The following is a 15,342-nucleotide window of genomic DNA, read 5'->3' as shown; positions in this document are numbered from 1 at the left end:
CATTTGAGAAGCCTGTTCTCCATGTCTCGACCGATCCTGATCTATATCGACGCCGACGCCTGCCCGGTGAAGGCCGAGATCTACAAGGTCGCCGAACGGCACGGCCTCAAGACCTTCGTCGTCGCCAACAGCTTCATGCAGGTACCGCGCGACCCAATGATCGAACGGGTCATCGTGCCCGGCGGCATGAATGTCGCCGACGACTGGATCGCCGAGCGGGCGGTCGAGGGCGACATCGTGGTGACGTCCGACGTACCTCTCGCCGACCGCGCGATAAAGGCCGGCGCGGACGTCATCGCGCCAAATGGCCGACCCTTCACCGAAGCCTCGATCGGCATGGCGCTGGCGACGCGCAATCTCATGGAAGACCTACGCTCCGCAGGCGCGATCACTGGCGGACCGAGGCCCTTCTCGCCGCGCGATCGATCAGCGTTCCTCTCGGCGCTCGATCTCGCCATCGTGCGGCTGAAACGCCGGGGTTTCGGTGCAGCGACGACCTGAGCAGGAATGCAACACCGGGTCCTTTCAACCGGAAAGTAACCTCGATCGTCTAGGCTTCGTCTTGAACGTACCGTCCACCCGTGAGTACTTGGCGCATCGATGGCACTCAATGCCGCCAAGGCTCTCCGGCGCCGGCCAACAAAGAGACGAAAGCAGACCATGATCCGTTCCAAGCTTCGCATGCTGATTGCCACGCTGGTCCTCACTGCCGGCGCGGCGGGAGCAAACGCCGCGACCTGCAGCAACAATCCGGCCGACTTCCCAACCTGGCTGGAAAGCTTCAAGGGCGAGGCGATCGCCAATGGCATTTCGCCGCGCGTCGTCCAGGCGGCGCTTTCGGGCGTGACCTATGATGCGCGCGTCATCAAGCTCGACCGCAATCAGAAGCACTTCAAGCAGCCCTTCTCGGTCTATTCCGCCCGCGTCGTCTCGGCCGGTCGCGTCGCTCGTGGCAAGAAGCTGATGGCGCAGTATGCCAATGTGCTCGCCCGCATCGAGAAGCAGTTCGGCGTTCCCGGGCCGATCCTGATCGCGATCTGGGGTATGGAGACGGATTTCGGCGCCGGCAGCGGCAATATGTCGACCTTCCGCTCCCTTGCGACGCTGGCCTTCGATTGCCGCCGCACCGACTTCTTCCAGGAGCAGCTGATGGACGCACTCAAGATCGTCCAGCGTGGCGACCTTGCCCCCGGCGACATGAAGGGCGCATGGGCCGGCGAGATCGGACAGACGCAGTTCATGGCGTCCTCCTATGTCCGCTTCGCCATCGATTTCGACGGCAACGGCCATGCCGACCTGCGCCACAGCCCCGCCGACGTCCTCGCCTCGACGGCCAATTACCTCAAGGGCTATGGCTGGCAGCGCGGCGGCAGCTGGGAAGAGGGCTCGGCCAATTTCAACGTGCTGCGCCAGTGGAACAAGGCCGAAGTCTATGCCAAAAGCGCAGCGCTCTTCGCGGACAAGCTGGTCGGCAAGCAGTAGCGCGTGACACGTCGCGTCACGATCGTCGGCGCCGGCCCAACCGGGCTGATCGCCGCTCTCCGCCTCGCCGAGGCGGGCGCGGCGGTCACCGTGCATGAGCGTATGCCCTCCCCGGCCCGCAAGTTCCTGATGGCGGGACGCGGCGGCCTCAATCTCACCCATAGCGAGCCGATGGAGCGATTCCTCGGGCGCTATGGCGTGGCCGCGCCAAGGCTCCAGGCCGTTGTGGAGAGCTTCCCGCCCGATGCGCTCCGTGCTTTCGCCGATGCGTTTGGCGAGACAACCTTTGTCGGCTCGAGCGGACGCGTATTTCCGAAATCGATGAAAGCATCGCCACTGCTGAGGGCCTGGCTCCGCCGGCTCGACGCGCTCGGCGTCACGCTGGTGACTCGGCATGAATGGATCGGCTTCGGCGGGCCGGGCGAGGATCGCTTCCGCACGCCCTACGGGACGATCGAGACAATCAAGGCGGATGCGACGCTGCTCGCGCTCGGCGGCGCCAGTTGGCCGCGCCTCGGTGCCGACGGCCGGTTCGTGCCGATCCTCGAAGAGGCGGGCGTCGCGGTGACGCCGCTCGCCCCCGCCAATGTCGGATTTTCGCTGCCCTGGTCGGAAACGTTTCGCGATCGCTTCGCTGGGACGCCGCTCAAGAATATCGCCGTCAGCTACAAGCACGAGCGGGTGCGTGGCGAAGCGATGATTGCCCGCTATGGCATCGAAGGTGGCGCATTCTACGCGCTGAGCAGCACGCTCCGCGAGAACGCGAAGGCCGGCGGCGCGGAGATCGCCATCGACTTGTTGCCGCAACTGGACGCGGCCGAGATTGCCAGGCGGATCGCACGCCAGCGCCCGACGGAATCGCTGTCGAACCGTCTGCGCAAGGCCGTGAAGCTCGCACCCGTCGCAATCAATCTGCTGCGCGAGACACGCCCCGATCTGCCGCGGGAGCCGGAGGCGCTGGCTGCGCTCATCAAGGCGCTGCCCTTGCGCCTCGGTCCGCCAGCCGGGCTCGAGCGCGCGATCTCAACCGCGGGCGGCGTCGCCTTCGACGCTGTCGACGATCAGCTGATGCTGAGGGCGCGGCCGGGCACCTTCGTGGCCGGGGAAATGCTGGATTGGGAAGCGCCGACTGGCGGCTATCTGCTGCAGGCCTGCTTCGCGACCGGCGTCGCCGCATCGGACGGCATCAAGGCCTGGCTCGCGCGGCCCTCAGCCGGCACATCAGAATTCGTGCCGGAGCCCTTGGCCTGACTCAGGTTTCGGGGTTGTCGGTTTCCTTAAGCAGCAGGCGCAATTCATCAAGGCCGGCGGCGATCGCGGCATTGGCTTCCGCTTCCATCGCGCGGTAGCGAGCAAGCACCCGTGCGCCGAGCACCGTCAATCGCGCGCCGCCACCGCCACCCGTCCCGCCCTTTTCGGTTTCCACGAGCGGTGTCGGGAATGCCTCGTTCATCTCGCGGATCAGCGTCCAGACCCGCTTGGCGCTCATGCCGAGGCGATCACCGGATGCGGCCAGCGATCCCGTCGCTGCGATCGCATCAAGCAGATCACCCTTGCCGGGGCCGAGCGCGAAGCCCGCCTTCAGCACAAGACGGAAACGCAGGCCTTCGGTCTGGTTGGGAGCATGCACGCGGTTGAAGCCCTGACGACACAGCTCTCAGTGTGCCGCCAACAGCAAGCGCCGTCCATGCCGATAGCGGCTCAAGAGGGCTGGCGGAGGTTCTTGATCCGGTCGAACAGCACCGCAACGATGATGAACGAGCCGATAAAGGCGCCCTGCCAGAAGGCGTTGATGCCGAGCAGGCCGAGGCTGTTTCGGATGATCTCGATCAGCGCCGCGCCAACAATGGCGCCGAAGGCGGTGCCGACGCCGCCGGCCAGATTCGCACCGCCGATGACGGTGGCCGCGATCACCTGTAGCTCCATCCCAGTGCCAAGATTGGTTGTCACGGCGCCGAGCCAGCCCGTCTCGATCACGCCGGCAATGCCGGCCGAGAGCGACGAGATCATGTAGACGGCGACCTTGATCTGCTTCACCGGCACACCGGTGAGCACCGCCGCATTTTCATTACCGCCAATGGCGTAGACATGGCGACCAAACCGCGTCCAGCGCAGCACGAAGGCTGTGATCAACGTCAGCACGACCATGTAGATGACCGGGTTGGCGATGCCGAAGAAGAAATGTCCGCCACCGAGTGCCAAGAGCTTATCGTGGTCGGGGCCGAACTGGTACACGACGGTGTTGTTCGAGGCGACCATGGCAAGGCTGCGTGCGATCGACAGCATGCCGAGCGTGACCACGAAGGGCGGCATGCCGACATAGGCGATGAGCACGCCATTGACCGCGCCGATGATCAGGGCGGTGCCCAGCGACGCGGCGATGCCGACCTCGATCGAATAGCCCGCATGCATCGTCACGGCGAGCACCATGCTGCAGAGGCAGAGCACCGAGCCGACCGAGAGGTCGATGCCACCCGTAATGATCACGATCGTCATGCCGAGCGCGATGACGGCCACGAAGGTGAAATTGCGGGTGACGTTGAAGAGGTTGTTGGAGGTCGCGAACGAATCCGTGGCAAACGACAGGAAGGCGCAGGCGAGGATGACGGCGATCAGCACCCAGAAGGTCTGGCGCGAGGTCAGCCAGGACAGGAGGCTGTGCTGCCGCTGGCCGATATGGTCGTCGATGGTGGTCGCCATGATGATGTCGTCGCCCTGCTGCTGGCCGTGAACTCACGCCACCTGTTCGATGGCGCCGGTGATGAGGCCGGTGACTTCCTCGGGAGAACTGAGAGCGATCGGCCGATCGGCGACCTTGCGCCCGCGCCTCAGCACCACGACGCGATCACAGACGGTGAAGACGTCCGGCATGCGGTGGCTGATCAGCACCACGGCGATGCCCTGATCGCGGAGATGACGGATGAGGTTCAGCACTTCCGCCACCTGCCGCACGGAGATCGCGGCCGTCGGCTCGTCCATCAGCACGATCTTGGCATCCGAAAGCCTCGTGCGCGCGATCGCGACCGCCTGGCGCTGGCCGCCCGACATCTGCTTCACGAGATCGCGCGGCCGCGTCTCTGATTTCAATTCCTTGAACAGCTCGCCGGCGCGCTTGTACATCGCGCCATAGTCGAGGACGCGGAACGGGCCAACGCCCTTGCGCAGCTCACGGCCGAGAAAGACATTCGCCGCCGCCGTGAGATTGTCGCAGAGCGCGAGGTGCTGGTGCACGATCTCGATGCCATGCTGCCGCGCCTCGACCGGCTTGTGCATGACGAGTTCGCGCCCGTCCATTTTCAGAGAGCCATGCGTCGGGCGAAAATTGCCGGCGATAATCTTCACGAGCGTGGACTTGCCGGCGCCGTTGTCGCCCATCAGCCCGATGACCTCGCCCGGCTCGAGCGAGAACGAGACATCATTCAGCGCATGAATGGCCCCGAAATGCTTCGAGACATTCGAAATCTCAAGAACCGGCACCCCCGCCTCCTCCCGAAGCTGATGGCCCCAACCGCCGCAGCGGGACCGGGCGGCTCGTTCCAGTCCCCTATCCCAATAATCGGCAGCGTGATTGCCGTCAATCCGATCGTCCGATGAATATCCGTATCGGCTCTGGCGGAAAAATGGAGCCGGAAACGCGCAGTATGGCCGAGCAGATCAAGTCCGCATGAGCACCATATTACGATGCTGCGGCGCAATACTTTTTGCATCGCAGTATAGAATTATCGCAAAGCGGAATATGTCAATATCATACGATCATTCGGATTGACTCGCTTGGATCGACAACGATAGCTTCTCTGCATCGGGGATGGTGGCTGCAGGCCTGCGCGTGCCTGCATCATCTCCCCGTCGGATCCGGCGGGGCCAGAAAGACGAAGAAACCAGGGAACTGGGCCGCGGCCGGACATCCGGAGCCAAGATTTTCAAACGTCTCGGGAGGAGACCATGAAAAAGAGCCTCATGCTGATCGCAGCCGCTGTGCTGGCCCTTTCGGCCGGCGATGCGTTCGCTGCCAAGAAACAGCTCGTCATCGTCGTGAAGGGCCTCGACAACCCCTTCTTCGAAGCCATCCATCAGGGCTGCGAGAAGTGGAACAAGGAAAACGCCGACAGCGAGTACGAGTGCTTCTACACCGGCCCCGCTTCGACCTCCGACGAGGCCGGCGAGGCGCAGATCGTGCAGGACATGCTCGGCAAGCCCTCGACGGTCGCCATGGCGATCTCGCCGTCGAACGCGCCGCTGATCGCAAACACGCTCCGGGCTGCCAATCCGCAGATCCCGATCATGACGCTCGACGCCGACCTCAAGAAGGAAGACGCCGCGCTGCGCAAGACCTATCTCGGCACTGACAACTACCTGATGGGCTTCCGTCTCGGCGAATATCTCAAGAAGGCGAAGCCGAATGGCGGCACCGTCTGCCTGATCGAAGGCAATGCCGCGGCAGACAACATCCTGCGCCGCGCCTCCGGCACCCGCGACGCGCTGTCCGGCCAGAAGGGCCTGGACGCGCTCAAGGGTGAAGGCGGCTGGACCGAGATCGCCGGTTGCCCGGTGTTCACCAATGATGACGGCCCTGCCGGCGTGCAGGCGATGTCGGACATTCTGGCTGCCAATCCGAAGCTTGACGCCTTCGTAATCGAGGGCGGCTGGCCGCTGTTCGGCGCGCCGCAGCCCTATCGCCAGCTGACCGACCAGTACAAGGACCGGATCGCCAGCAAGGATCTCGTCATCGTCGCGGCCGACACGATCGGCGACGAAGTCGCGATCGCCAAGGAGGGCCGGGTCGAGGCTCTCGTCGGCCAGCGTCCGTTCGAGATGGGCTACAAGGCGCCGAGCGTCATGATCAGCCTGATCAAGGGCGAGAAGGTCGAAGATCCGGTCTTCACCGGCCTCGACGAATGCACCAAGGACACCGCCGACACCTGCATCCAGAAATAGGCGATACTTTTCGGAAGCAGCCGGCGGCTGTGAAGCCGCCGGACCTAGACTAGAAGGAGCGTCGACGGGCGCTCCTTTTTTCATGCTGCCAGGTGTGTCGCCCGGATTTGCCCGGCCTTAGCCGTCGACGCGGAGCGACACGGTTTCAGGCAACAGGCGGTCGGCAAGCGAACTCTGCGGCGCGCCGGTTGCCCGCGCCTGCTGGGTCGCAACGCCGTTCGAATCGATCGTCACGCCGCCCGGACCGCCGCCGAAGCTGTGCAGCATCGCGACGAGGACGAGGGCGACGGTGTAGGCGGCCATCCAGAGAATGAAGGCGCGGCGGGTTGTCTTTTCCCGCCGGGGATTGGCGCGCTGGCGATGGATGTTCTCGGTCATGGCGGTTCCCCGTCTCGGCTGTCTTCGTCCCACATCGCCATTCAGAACCCCGACTGCGGCGGTGGTTCGGAGCGAATGTGGCTCCCACCGTGCCATGTCGTGACCAAATTGCGGCAAAGGTAAACGGCCTGAAAACTGTGCCGCTGCCGGTCCTTAGCCGGGAAGGCTGAAGCTGTCTGTGACCTCGGTCACGCGAGGGGCCGCCAGTCGATCCCGACATGGCGCGGCCGGGCGGCGATGCGCGCGAGCCAGGCGCTGATGCCGGGATAGAGCGCGAGATCATAGTCCGCGTCCTCGGCAACATGCGTATACGCATAGAGCGCGATATCGGCGATGGAGAAGGCCGGGCCGGCAAGGAAATCGGCGACGGACAGGCGCGCTTCCATGACCCCGAGCGCTTTGTGGCCTTTGACCTGCCACTCCTCGATGCGATGCGCCATCGTGACCCGTCCGCCCGGCGTCAGGAACAGCCAGTTGCGCGCGACAGCGATGACGGGCTCGTGGCTGTACTGCTCAAAGAAGAGCCATTGGTAGCAGAGCGCACGGTCATAGGCGTCGGCCGGGATGAGCGGCGAGCCCTCGGCAAGATGCAGCAGCATCGCGTTCGATTCGGCGAGCGGTTGTCCATCGGGCAGGACGAGCAGCGGCACCTGCGCGTTTGGATTGAGCTTCAGGAAATCCTGCGCCGTCGTCTTGCCGCTTCCCTTTTCCACCTCGACGATGCGGAAGGGAATGCCGAGTTCATGCATCAGCAGCCGCGGCTTGTAGCAATTGCCTGAAGACTGCATCGAAAACAGCGTATGGATGGCGGCCATGTGGATCTCCCCTGGATCGCTCAACGATCGCCGCATGAACGATGAATGTCCAATTCCAACCTGTTGCGTATCCATCAGTGCCGCCGATCGATGCGACGGTTGATCCATCGATATTTCCGTGCAGAAATGTCGCTCTCGCGTCCGGAGCCCTTTGCCATGATCCGTCTGACTCGCCGCCTTGCGCTCGCGCTTACCGGCCTCGCCTTCGTTGCCGCCCCTCTGGCGGCCCTGCCTGCCCGCGCCGCCGACGTCACCGTCTTCGCCGCCGCCAGCCTCAAGGAAGCGTTGGGCGCCGCGACGGCGACCTACAAGGCAAAGACCGGCAAGCCCGTCGCGGTCAGCTATGCGGCGTCCTCGGCGCTCGCCAAGCAGATCGAGGCCGGAGCGCCGGCCGATATCTTTTTCTCTGCCGATCTCGACTGGATGGACGAACTTGCGAAGAAGGGCCTGATCGATCCGTCAACGCGAACGACGCTGCTCGGCAATACGCTGGTGCTGGTGGCGCCGAAGGATTCCGCCGCAACGATCACGATCGGCAAGAACTCCCCGCTCGCTGCGGCGCTCGGCGCCGATGGCAAGCTGGCGATGGGCGCCGTCGCCTCGGTGCCGGCCGGCAAATATGGCAAGGCCTCGCTGACCGCACTCGGCGTCTGGGACGCCGTCGCCCCTCATGTTGCCGAGGCCGATAATGTCCGCGGCGCGCTCGCCTTCGTGGCGCGGGGCGAAGCGCCCTTCGGGATCGTCTATGGCACCGACGCCAAGGCTGAGCCTGGCGTCAAGGTCGTCGGTACTTTTCCCGAAGACAGCCATCCGCCCATCGTCTATCCGATTGCCCTCGTGAAGGCCTCGAGCAACCCGGACGCCCGGGCGTTTCTTGATTGGCTCGTCTCGCCAGAGGCGCGCCCCGCTTTCGAGCAAGCCGGCTTCACGGTCATCGGCAGTCAGGGTTGAGAGAAGCAGCGGCAAGCTCTGCCCTTGCCTCACACGCCTCTGTCGGCGACATCAGGGCGAGCGAGACAGACAGGCCGTGATGGGGCCGCCGAGGAGTGATGGACGGTCTTTTCACAGCCGAAGAATGGCAGGCGATCGGGCTCAGTCTGCGTGTCGCCTGCGTCGCCGTCGCTGCCAGTCTGCCTTTCGGTATAGCCTGCGCCATGCTGCTGGCGCGCGGACGCTTCCCAGGCCGGACCTTGTTCTCCGCCGTCATCCATCTGCCGCTGGTGATGCCGCCCGTGGTGACGGGCTTCCTGCTGCTGCTCGCCTTTGGCCGCAAGGGACCGATCGGCGCCTTCCTGGACCAGCAATTCGGCGTCGTGCTTGCCTTCCGCTGGACGGGAGCCGCGCTCGCCTGCGCCGTCATGGGCTTTCCCCTGATGGTGCGCGCCATCGCCTTGTCCATCGAGGCGATCGACCAGCGGCTTGAACAGGCCGCCGCGACGCTCGGCGCCGGACGCGTCGCGGTCTTTCTGACCGTGACGCTGCCGCTTGCCCTCCCCGGCATCTTGGCCGGCCTTGTGCTCTCCTTCGCGCGGGCGCTTGGTGAATTTGGCGCGACGATCACCTTCGTCTCCAACATTCCCGGCGAGACGCAGACCATTCCCTCGGCGATTTACAGCCTGATCCAGACGCCCGGTGGCGATGGAGCGGCGCTGCGGCTGACGATCGTCTCCGTGGTGATCTCGTTGGGCGCGCTTGTGCTCTCCGAAGCCATCGCCAGGCGCGCGACGCGCGATACACGGCCATGACGCTGACTTTCGAGGCCGAGAAGCGGCTTGGCGACTTCGTGCTGGAGGCGCGCTTCACCTCCGAGGGCGGCGTGACAGCTCTTTTCGGTCCTTCCGGATCTGGCAAGACGACGATCGTCAATCTGGTCGCGGGCCTCTCGCAGCCCGACCGCGGACGCATCACACTGGACGGCGAAGTTCTCGTCGACCGGGCAGTTGGCGTCATGCTGCCACCGTCACGGCGTCGGATCGGCTATGTCTTCCAGGATGCGCGGCTGTTTCCTCACCTCTCAGTACAGTCCAACCTCTCCTATGGCCGCTGGTTCGGACCGCGGGCCGGACGCTGGGGCGATTTCGGCGCCATCGTCGAACTGCTCGGCATCGGCGCACTACTGAAACGTCGGCCTCTCGACCTCTCGGGCGGCGAGAAGCAGCGCGTCGCGATCGGCCGGGCCTTGCTGGCGAGCCCGCGCCTGCTGTTAATGGACGAGCCGCTTGCCGCGCTCGACCGCGCGCGGCGGGCCGAGATCCTGCCCTTTCTCGAGCGCCTGCGCGACGAGATGAAGCTGCCGATCCTCTATGTCAGCCATGCGGTCGACGAAGTGGCGCGGCTGGCCGATCAGGTGGTGATCATCGAGGCGGGGCGCGTCGCGGCGGCAGGGCCCGTCGGAACGGTCTTCGCCGATGTCGCGGCCGACAGCGAGACCGGCGCGATCCTGACCGCGATCGTCCATGCAGAGGATGAGATCGACGGAGTGACGCTGCTCGATCATCCGGCGGGCGTGCTGCAGATACCAAAGCTCGGTCGCCGCCTGGGCACCCGGGTCCGCGTGCATATTCGCGCTCGCGACATCGCGCTCGCCGTTGGCGAACCTGGACGGCTCTCGATCCGCAACCGCCTGGCGGCGCGGGTCGTCGCGGTCAGCGAACAGATGTCGGATGTAGCGGTGAGTCTCGATGTCGGCGGCGAACCGATGCTGGCTCGGGTTACACGCGGGGCTCAGCGCGATCTTGGCCTTGCGCCAGGACTTGCGGTAACGGCGCTGATCAAGGCCGTGGCACTCGACGAACGTTAGCCGCAGGCGCCCTTCATGGCGACACCGTCGGCGACGACGCGCACCTTGGCCGTACCCGTCGAAACCATGCCGAGCTGCTGCGCGGCGGCGCGCGAGACGTCGATGACGCGGCCACCGACGAACGGACCGCGATCATTGATGCGGACGACGACGAACTTGCCGTTGCGGAGATTTTCGACCCGGACGCGGGTGCCGAAGGGGAGAGACCGATGGGCTGCCGTCAGGGCGGCGGGGTTGTTGCGCTCGCCGCTCGCCGTCCGGCCGGAGAGCTTGTACCAGGAGGCCCGCCCGCATTGAGCGCCAGCTTGGGCCGGCTGAATGTTGAGGGACGTCGTCGCCGCGATAGCCATCAGGCCGGCCGTAATGGCCGGCAAATAGGTCTTGGAACTCACCCGGTTACTCTCCGTTATCGCGCTCGCTGGCGCGCATCCACACCTGATCGAAGGAAGCCCTTGTTCGACGTCGTTCATCAACCGGCGAAAAAAGGCGAGAATGGGGCGTGGATTGTGCACCAAAACGCACATAGAGCCTTGAGGCCGGGCGTATCAGGCTTGAGGCTCTATGGGAAAGCGGAGACCGAAGAGCAATGGGTCAGCCGCCCAGCCGCTCAATAAGCGCCATCGCAGCAGCCGGGGCTTTCGGCTTGAAACCATTGATCATGTAGATGAAAACGTCGCGTCCGCCCTTCACGATGGTATGGTCTGACAGCCGAGGCAGGTCCTCCGGGAACCCGCCCTCGGCAAACGCCTTGGCACGGTCGAGCCATTGGTCGAGGGCTGCGTCGGAATAGCCCACCGCCTCATCCTCGGAAGCGGCCTGCAGGCGGGCATAGACGAAGTCCGCAGTCGGATCGGCAATCATCGGAAAATGGTCCGAGTCCGCCAGCACGATGGCGACGCCGTACTGCCGGGCCAGCGCCACGAACTCCGGCGACTTGAAGCTCTCATGCCGCACTTCGACCGCATGGCGCAGCTTTCGGCTGCCTTCCTTCTTCGGCAAGAGCGCGAGAAACGCCTCGAAATCCTCCGGCTCGAATTTCTTGGTCTCCATGAATTGCCAGTTGATCGGGCCGAGCTTGTCGCCGAGTTCGGTGATACCGCTGTCGATCAGCCGCTGCACGGACTCGCCGGCCTCGGCGAGAACGCGCCGGTTGGTCGTGTAGCGAGAGCCCTTCAGCGCGAAGACGAAGTCCTCGGGTGTCTCGGCAGCCCATTTTCGGAAGCTCTCCGGCTTCTGGCTGCCGTAATAGGTGCCATTGATCTCGATCGATGTGACATGCCGGCTGGCATGCTCCAATTCGCGCTTCTGCGGCAATCCCTCGGGATAGAACACGCCGCGCCAGGGCTCGAACACCCAGCCACCGATGCCCACTTTGATCATGACACCCTCCCTTGCGGCGAAAGGGTCGCGGGAACGCAACCGCCGATGCCGCGTTGAACGCTCGATTCCAAGAGGAGACCACAAATGATCTTCCGCTCGCGAACCGTCGAACCTGTCGTGGTTCCGGAAATGTCGACCGCCAGCAGGACCCTATCGGTTCTGGGCGGGCTCGCTTTGGCCGCCGCCGCTTTGCGGCCGCGTCCCAATCGCTTCCTGTCGGTGCTGGCTCTGGCGACGGGGTCCTACCTCGCCTATCGCGGCGCGACCGGCCGGTGTCCGATCACCGAGGCGCTTGAAGAACATTTCAGCGAGCACCCGGAACTTCCGCGCCGTCGCTAGAGCGATCCCGCTTCGCATGCGAAGCGGGATCTCTTCTTTCAGGCCCGGCGGCGGACGATAGCGCCCCAGATAAACAGGACGATCAGCGCGCCGACGACCGCGCCGATCAGTCCTGCCTGATCGTTCGGGCCATACCATCCGATCGCCTGCCCGAGCCAGGTGGCCAAGAAAGCGCCGGCAATGCCGAGGATGATGGTGAGAATGAAGCCCCGGGGCTCATTGTCGCCCGGCATGATGAATTTCGCGATCACGCCGGCAATGAAGCCGATGATGATGGTCCAGATGATACCCATGGTGCGTCCCTCGTCTCGTGTTAAGCCCGAGCTTCAATGCGCGGCCTTCAAGGATGTTGCACCGCTCAGGTGATTTTAGCCAGATCGCGCAAAACCTATGTCTGCGTGCCGACCTTCAATCGAACTTGACCCCGCCCCGCATGGCTTTGACGCCTGATCGCTTGGCCTTCCCGTCCAACCGCCGCTCCTTGGAAGCCTTTGTCGGCTTGGTGGCGCGGCGGGGGATCGGCGGCGGAATGGCCGCGCGGATCAACTCAGCAAGGCGCTCGACAGCATCGGCGCGGTTGCGCGCCTGGTCGCGATGGCGCTGCGCGGTGATGACGATGACGCCATCCTGCGTCAGCTTGGACCCCGCGAGCCGCATCAATCGCACGGCGACGGCGTCGGGCAACGCCCGCGATCGGCGAGCGTCGAAGCGCAGTTGTACTGCGCTCGACACCTTGTTGACGTTCTGCCCGCCAGGTCCCGACGAACGGATGAACGTCTCCTCGATTTCGCTCTCGTCGAGTTCGATCTCGTCGGTGATGCGGATCATGGCGCGAGCCCGATAGAGCAGCTACGGCGCGGCTTTGGCCTCTGCGATCGCCGAATCATAGGCGGCGCAGATCTTGTCGAGGTCGGTTGTCACCTCGGCCACCTGATCGACGGTCACCTGCTTGGCGCGCCATGGTTGCGCCTGACTCGGATCCTTGGCGACGATCGCCTTGACGAGATCGGCGAGCTCAATCGACTTCGCCTGCAGCTCGTCCTTCGTGCAGGCGAGAGCCGCCGGCATGGTCGCGGCGAGGAGCATGAGAGCAAGAAGCGTGCGGCGCATCGGCATGAAATCCCTGTGGCGAAACCAGTCCCCAATCCGGATATAGAAGGTTATCATGCTTTGTGCATCCATCCCGATCACCGCGTCGGCCAACCTCCAACAATCGACCAGCAGGACGAAGACATGACGCATCCCGCCATCGCCACCGGCCATGTCTCCGTGATCACGGGCGGCGCTTCCGGCATCGGCCTTGCCGCCGCGCGCAAGTTCCAGGCGCTCGGCCTCAACGTGGCGATCGCCGATTGGAGCGAGGAGGCGCTGGGACGGGCAAGAACCGCGCTGGGGCCTGAGGCGCTCGTGGTCAAGGCCGACGTCTCCAACCGCGCCGATGTGGAAGCCCTGCTCGATGCCGTCATCGACCGGTTCGGCACGCCTCATATCGTCATGAACAATGCCGGCATCGGCAATGGCGGTCCGGCGCTCGGCGAACTCGCGAGTTGGCAGCGCGTCATCGGGACCAACCTTTATGGCGTCGTCAATGGCGTTCAGGTTTTCGGCCCGGCGATGATCGCCGGCGGCGCGCCCGGGCTCATCATCAATACTGGTTCCAAGCAGGGCATCACCACGCCGCCCGGCGACACCGCCTACAATGTCTCCAAGGCTGGCGTGAAGGTGCTCACGGAGGCGCTGCAGCACGAGCTGCGCAACATCGAGGGCGGCAGGGTCGAGGCCAAGCTGCTGATCCCCGGCTTCGTCTGGACCGGCCTGACGACCGGCGAGCGCGCCGTCAAGCCCGATGGCGCCTGGACGCCAGAACAGACCATCGACTTCATGCTCGCCTCGATCGAGAAGGGTGATTTCTACATTCTGTGCCCCGACAACGAGGTCCAGCGACCGACCGACGAGAAGCGCATTCTCTGGGCCGCCGGCGACATCGCCGAGAACCGCCCGCCACTGTCGCGGTGGCACACGGATTACGGCGACGCCTTCCAGGCCTTCCTGAAAGGCTGAGGCGTGATCGAGATACGGTCGATCCGCGAAGAGGATATTCCCGGCTTTCGCGACGCGGTCGACTGCGTCGCTCGCGAGAAGCGTTTCTTGGCACGAACTGAAGGTCCAACCCTCGAGCAGGCGGCGGAATTCGTCCGCGACAATCTTGCCAAGGGCAATCCCCACCTGGTCGCTGTCGACGGCCCCATGGTCGTCGGCTGGTGCGACATCGTCCGCAACGACCATCTGCCGATCTATGCGCATTCTGGAACGGTCGGCATGGGCCTGCTGCCGGCCTATCGCGGCCAGCGCATCGGCCGCCGACTTCTCGAAGCGGCCATCGATACCGCGCATGCCGGCGGCATGACACGGATCGCCCTGACGGTGCGCGCCGACAATCCGGCCGCGGCTCACCTTTATGAGCAGATCGGCTTCACGGCCGAGGGCTTCCACCGCGGGACAGACCTGATCGACGGCGTCTATTACGACACACGCTCCATGGCGCTCGTCATCTAGGGCGCGCCGAGCCGGTCGACGACGAAGCTGACGCGGCTCTCGACATCGCTGCGCGGGAGCTCGACCAGAAGATAGCCGAGCGACTCATAAGCCGCCCACAAGTCATGATATTCGGCCTCGGCGGCGTCGAAGTCATGCCGCCGATCCGCGTCCTGCACGAAGATTTCGGGCCAAGGCGGCGCCATGAACACCGTGTCCGCATAGCGGAGCTGCGCTACCGCCGTCGCGGCCCATGCGGGAACCGCGGCGCCCGCACGGCGGAACCCGGCATAGGCATCGACCAGCCCGCGATCGAACAGCGTCAGCCGCCCGCTCGCGGCGGCCTTGGCCAGCTGATGCATTGCCCGTGACAGCACGAGACGGAGAAAGCCGCCCGCATCGGCCCAAGGAAGCGCGTCGCCACCTATGAACAGTTGCTCCCGCACGATCTGCCGACCGGGTTCCCGCTGAACGGCAAAGCCATGCAGCGCCAGGGCCTCGAGAAGCGTCGACTTGCCGCCGCCTGAACATCCCGAGATCATCACGAAACGCTCTCTGAGCTCAGAAAGACTAGCGAAATCATCATCATAATCGAACATGATAGTCACTCCGACAAAGGCCGGCCGCGGCGCGGCCGACGGATGGGTTCTGCTGGGGGGAACAGTCGCCGGGAGCCTT

At 64.7% G+C, this 15,342-nt stretch carries 21 protein-coding genes; 10 read left to right on the top strand and 11 right to left on the bottom strand.

Annotation, left to right across the window (positions count from 1 at the left end; translation table 11 throughout):
- Nucleotides 1-21 precede the first annotated feature (21 nt).
- From BUB39_RS07630 to BUB39_RS07620, 3 genes are all read left to right on the top strand, one after another.
- Nucleotides 22-501, top strand: coding sequence for a YaiI/YqxD family protein (locus tag BUB39_RS07630; RefSeq protein ID WP_073052322.1), 480 nt, complete (start codon nt 22-24; stop codon nt 499-501).
- A gap of 159 nt (nt 502-660) precedes the next feature.
- Nucleotides 661-1,482, top strand: a complete 822-nt coding sequence (locus BUB39_RS07625; RefSeq protein WP_073052321.1) for a lytic murein transglycosylase — start codon at nt 661-663, stop codon at nt 1,480-1,482.
- Between the two features lie 3 nt (nt 1,483-1,485).
- Nucleotides 1,486-2,733 (top strand): BaiN/RdsA family NAD(P)/FAD-dependent oxidoreductase, encoded by a 1,248-nt coding sequence (locus BUB39_RS07620; RefSeq protein WP_073052320.1) that lies wholly within the window; start codon nt 1,486-1,488, stop codon nt 2,731-2,733.
- 1 nt (nt 2,734) lies between these two features.
- Here BUB39_RS07620 and BUB39_RS07615 read toward each other — a convergent pair whose 3' ends face one another.
- The 3 genes from BUB39_RS07615 to BUB39_RS07605 form a co-directional block, all read right to left on the bottom strand.
- On the bottom strand, nt 2,735-3,112 hold the full coding sequence (locus tag BUB39_RS07615) for a winged helix-turn-helix domain-containing protein (RefSeq protein WP_073052319.1): 378 nt from the start codon (nt 3,110-3,112) through the stop codon (nt 2,735-2,737).
- Nucleotides 3,113-3,183: 71 nt separating this feature from the next.
- On the bottom strand, nt 3,184-4,182 hold the full coding sequence (locus BUB39_RS07610) for an ABC transporter permease (RefSeq protein ID WP_073052318.1): 999 nt from the start codon (nt 4,180-4,182) through the stop codon (nt 3,184-3,186).
- A gap of 33 nt (nt 4,183-4,215) precedes the next feature.
- On the bottom strand, nt 4,216-4,959 hold the full coding sequence (locus BUB39_RS07605) for an ATP-binding cassette domain-containing protein (protein ID WP_073052317.1): 744 nt from the start codon (nt 4,957-4,959) through the stop codon (nt 4,216-4,218).
- Between the two features lie 465 nt (nt 4,960-5,424).
- On the opposite strand from BUB39_RS07605, the gene BUB39_RS07600 reads away from it, so the two are divergent.
- Complete coding sequence (locus tag BUB39_RS07600) at nt 5,425-6,417, top strand: substrate-binding domain-containing protein (RefSeq protein WP_073052316.1); 993 nt, start codon at nt 5,425-5,427, stop codon at nt 6,415-6,417.
- Nucleotides 6,418-6,534: 117 nt separating this feature from the next.
- Here BUB39_RS07600 and BUB39_RS07595 read toward each other — a convergent pair whose 3' ends face one another.
- Complete coding sequence (locus BUB39_RS07595; RefSeq protein ID WP_073052315.1) at nt 6,535-6,795, bottom strand: hypothetical protein; 261 nt, start codon at nt 6,793-6,795, stop codon at nt 6,535-6,537.
- Between the two features lie 188 nt (nt 6,796-6,983).
- Nucleotides 6,984-7,610: a glutathione S-transferase family protein gene (locus BUB39_RS07590; protein WP_073052314.1), complete on the bottom strand. Its 627-nt coding sequence runs from the start codon at nt 7,608-7,610 to the stop codon at nt 6,984-6,986.
- Nucleotides 7,611-7,769: 159 nt separating this feature from the next.
- Between BUB39_RS07590 and modA the strand changes: the two genes are divergently transcribed.
- The 3 genes from modA to modC all read left to right on the top strand — a co-directional run bounded on the left by modA (nt 7,770) and on the right by modC (nt 10,410).
- The gene (gene modA / locus BUB39_RS07585; protein ID WP_425292899.1) at nt 7,770-8,561 is read left to right on the top strand and encodes a molybdate ABC transporter substrate-binding protein; all 792 of its coding nucleotides are present in this window, start codon (nt 7,770-7,772) and stop codon (nt 8,559-8,561) included.
- A gap of 98 nt (nt 8,562-8,659) precedes the next feature.
- The gene (modB, locus tag BUB39_RS07580; RefSeq protein WP_073052313.1) at nt 8,660-9,355 is read left to right on the top strand and encodes a molybdate ABC transporter permease subunit; all 696 of its coding nucleotides are present in this window, start codon (nt 8,660-8,662) and stop codon (nt 9,353-9,355) included.
- Nucleotides 9,352-10,410: a molybdenum ABC transporter ATP-binding protein gene (gene modC, locus BUB39_RS07575; protein WP_073052312.1), complete on the top strand. Its 1,059-nt coding sequence runs from the start codon at nt 9,352-9,354 to the stop codon at nt 10,408-10,410. Before modB ends, modC begins: the two co-directional genes overlap by 4 nt.
- On the opposite strand, the gene BUB39_RS07570 is transcribed toward modC, so the two are convergent.
- Nucleotides 10,407-10,760, bottom strand: a complete 354-nt coding sequence (locus BUB39_RS07570; protein ID WP_073052864.1) for a septal ring lytic transglycosylase RlpA family protein — start codon at nt 10,758-10,760, stop codon at nt 10,407-10,409. The two genes, modC and BUB39_RS07570, sit on opposite strands and share 4 nt — an antisense overlap.
- A gap of 241 nt (nt 10,761-11,001) precedes the next feature.
- The gene (locus BUB39_RS07565) at nt 11,002-11,790 is read right to left on the bottom strand and encodes a DUF72 domain-containing protein (RefSeq protein ID WP_073052311.1); all 789 of its coding nucleotides are present in this window, start codon (nt 11,788-11,790) and stop codon (nt 11,002-11,004) included.
- 84 nt (nt 11,791-11,874) lie between these two features.
- Between BUB39_RS07565 and BUB39_RS07560 the strand changes: the two genes are divergently transcribed.
- Complete coding sequence (locus tag BUB39_RS07560) at nt 11,875-12,129, top strand: YgaP-like transmembrane domain (RefSeq protein WP_073052310.1); 255 nt, start codon at nt 11,875-11,877, stop codon at nt 12,127-12,129.
- 38 nt (nt 12,130-12,167) lie between these two features.
- Here the strand turns inward: BUB39_RS07560 and BUB39_RS07555 are convergent, their stop codons facing one another.
- From BUB39_RS07555 to BUB39_RS07545, 3 genes are all read right to left on the bottom strand, one after another.
- On the bottom strand, nt 12,168-12,422 hold the full coding sequence (locus tag BUB39_RS07555) for a GlsB/YeaQ/YmgE family stress response membrane protein (RefSeq protein WP_073052309.1): 255 nt from the start codon (nt 12,420-12,422) through the stop codon (nt 12,168-12,170).
- A gap of 115 nt (nt 12,423-12,537) precedes the next feature.
- Complete coding sequence (gene arfB / locus BUB39_RS07550) at nt 12,538-12,957, bottom strand: alternative ribosome rescue aminoacyl-tRNA hydrolase ArfB (protein WP_073052308.1); 420 nt, start codon at nt 12,955-12,957, stop codon at nt 12,538-12,540.
- A 21-nt stretch (nt 12,958-12,978) separates the two neighbouring features.
- Complete coding sequence (locus BUB39_RS07545) at nt 12,979-13,296, bottom strand: hypothetical protein (protein WP_073052307.1); 318 nt, start codon at nt 13,294-13,296, stop codon at nt 12,979-12,981.
- A 66-nt stretch (nt 13,297-13,362) separates the two neighbouring features.
- On the opposite strand from BUB39_RS07545, the gene BUB39_RS07540 reads away from it, so the two are divergent.
- Nucleotides 13,363-14,190 (top strand): SDR family NAD(P)-dependent oxidoreductase, encoded by an 828-nt coding sequence (locus tag BUB39_RS07540; protein ID WP_073052863.1) that lies wholly within the window; start codon nt 13,363-13,365, stop codon nt 14,188-14,190.
- Between the two features lie 3 nt (nt 14,191-14,193).
- On the top strand, nt 14,194-14,685 hold the full coding sequence (locus BUB39_RS07535) for a GNAT family N-acetyltransferase (protein WP_073052306.1): 492 nt from the start codon (nt 14,194-14,196) through the stop codon (nt 14,683-14,685).
- On the opposite strand, the gene BUB39_RS07530 is transcribed toward BUB39_RS07535, so the two are convergent.
- Nucleotides 14,682-15,263, bottom strand: a complete 582-nt coding sequence (locus tag BUB39_RS07530; RefSeq protein WP_073052305.1) for an AAA family ATPase — start codon at nt 15,261-15,263, stop codon at nt 14,682-14,684. The genes BUB39_RS07535 and BUB39_RS07530 overlap by 4 nt on opposite strands.
- Nucleotides 15,264-15,342 lie beyond the last annotated feature (79 nt).

Origin of the sequence: Kaistia soli DSM 19436 (assembly GCF_900129325.1) — a bacterium.
Lineage (GTDB): Bacteria > Pseudomonadota > Alphaproteobacteria > Rhizobiales > Kaistiaceae > Kaistia > Kaistia soli.
Note: the sequence above shows the minus strand (reverse complement) of the source record. Positions and strands in the feature narration are given on the sequence as shown.

Coding starts and splice junctions, on each gene's coding strand:
- BUB39_RS07630 (WP_073052322.1), top strand. CDS start 22: ATGTCTCGACCGATCCTGATCTATATCGACGCCGACGCCTGCCCGGTG.
- BUB39_RS07625 (WP_073052321.1), top strand. CDS start 661: ATGATCCGTTCCAAGCTTCGCATGCTGATTGCCACGCTGGTCCTCACT.
- BUB39_RS07610 (WP_073052318.1), bottom strand. CDS start 4,182: ATGGCGACCACCATCGACGACCATATCGGCCAGCGGCAGCACAGCCTC.
- BUB39_RS07600 (WP_073052316.1), top strand. CDS start 5,425: ATGAAAAAGAGCCTCATGCTGATCGCAGCCGCTGTGCTGGCCCTTTCG.
- BUB39_RS07595 (WP_073052315.1), bottom strand. CDS start 6,795: ATGACCGAGAACATCCATCGCCAGCGCGCCAATCCCCGGCGGGAAAAG.
- BUB39_RS07590 (WP_073052314.1), bottom strand. CDS start 7,610: ATGGCCGCCATCCATACGCTGTTTTCGATGCAGTCTTCAGGCAATTGC.
- modB (WP_073052313.1), top strand. CDS start 8,660: ATGGACGGTCTTTTCACAGCCGAAGAATGGCAGGCGATCGGGCTCAGT.
- modC (WP_073052312.1), top strand. CDS start 9,352: ATGACGCTGACTTTCGAGGCCGAGAAGCGGCTTGGCGACTTCGTGCTG.
- BUB39_RS07570 (WP_073052864.1), bottom strand. CDS start 10,760: ATGGCTATCGCGGCGACGACGTCCCTCAACATTCAGCCGGCCCAAGCT.
- BUB39_RS07565 (WP_073052311.1), bottom strand. CDS start 11,790: ATGATCAAAGTGGGCATCGGTGGCTGGGTGTTCGAGCCCTGGCGCGGC.
- BUB39_RS07560 (WP_073052310.1), top strand. CDS start 11,875: ATGATCTTCCGCTCGCGAACCGTCGAACCTGTCGTGGTTCCGGAAATG.
- BUB39_RS07555 (WP_073052309.1), bottom strand. CDS start 12,422: ATGGGTATCATCTGGACCATCATCATCGGCTTCATTGCCGGCGTGATC.
- arfB (WP_073052308.1), bottom strand. CDS start 12,957: ATGATCCGCATCACCGACGAGATCGAACTCGACGAGAGCGAAATCGAG.
- BUB39_RS07545 (WP_073052307.1), bottom strand. CDS start 13,296: ATGATAACCTTCTATATCCGGATTGGGGACTGGTTTCGCCACAGGGAT.
- BUB39_RS07540 (WP_073052863.1), top strand. CDS start 13,363: ATGACGCATCCCGCCATCGCCACCGGCCATGTCTCCGTGATCACGGGC.
- BUB39_RS07530 (WP_073052305.1), bottom strand. CDS start 15,263: ATGTTCGATTATGATGATGATTTCGCTAGTCTTTCTGAGCTCAGAGAG.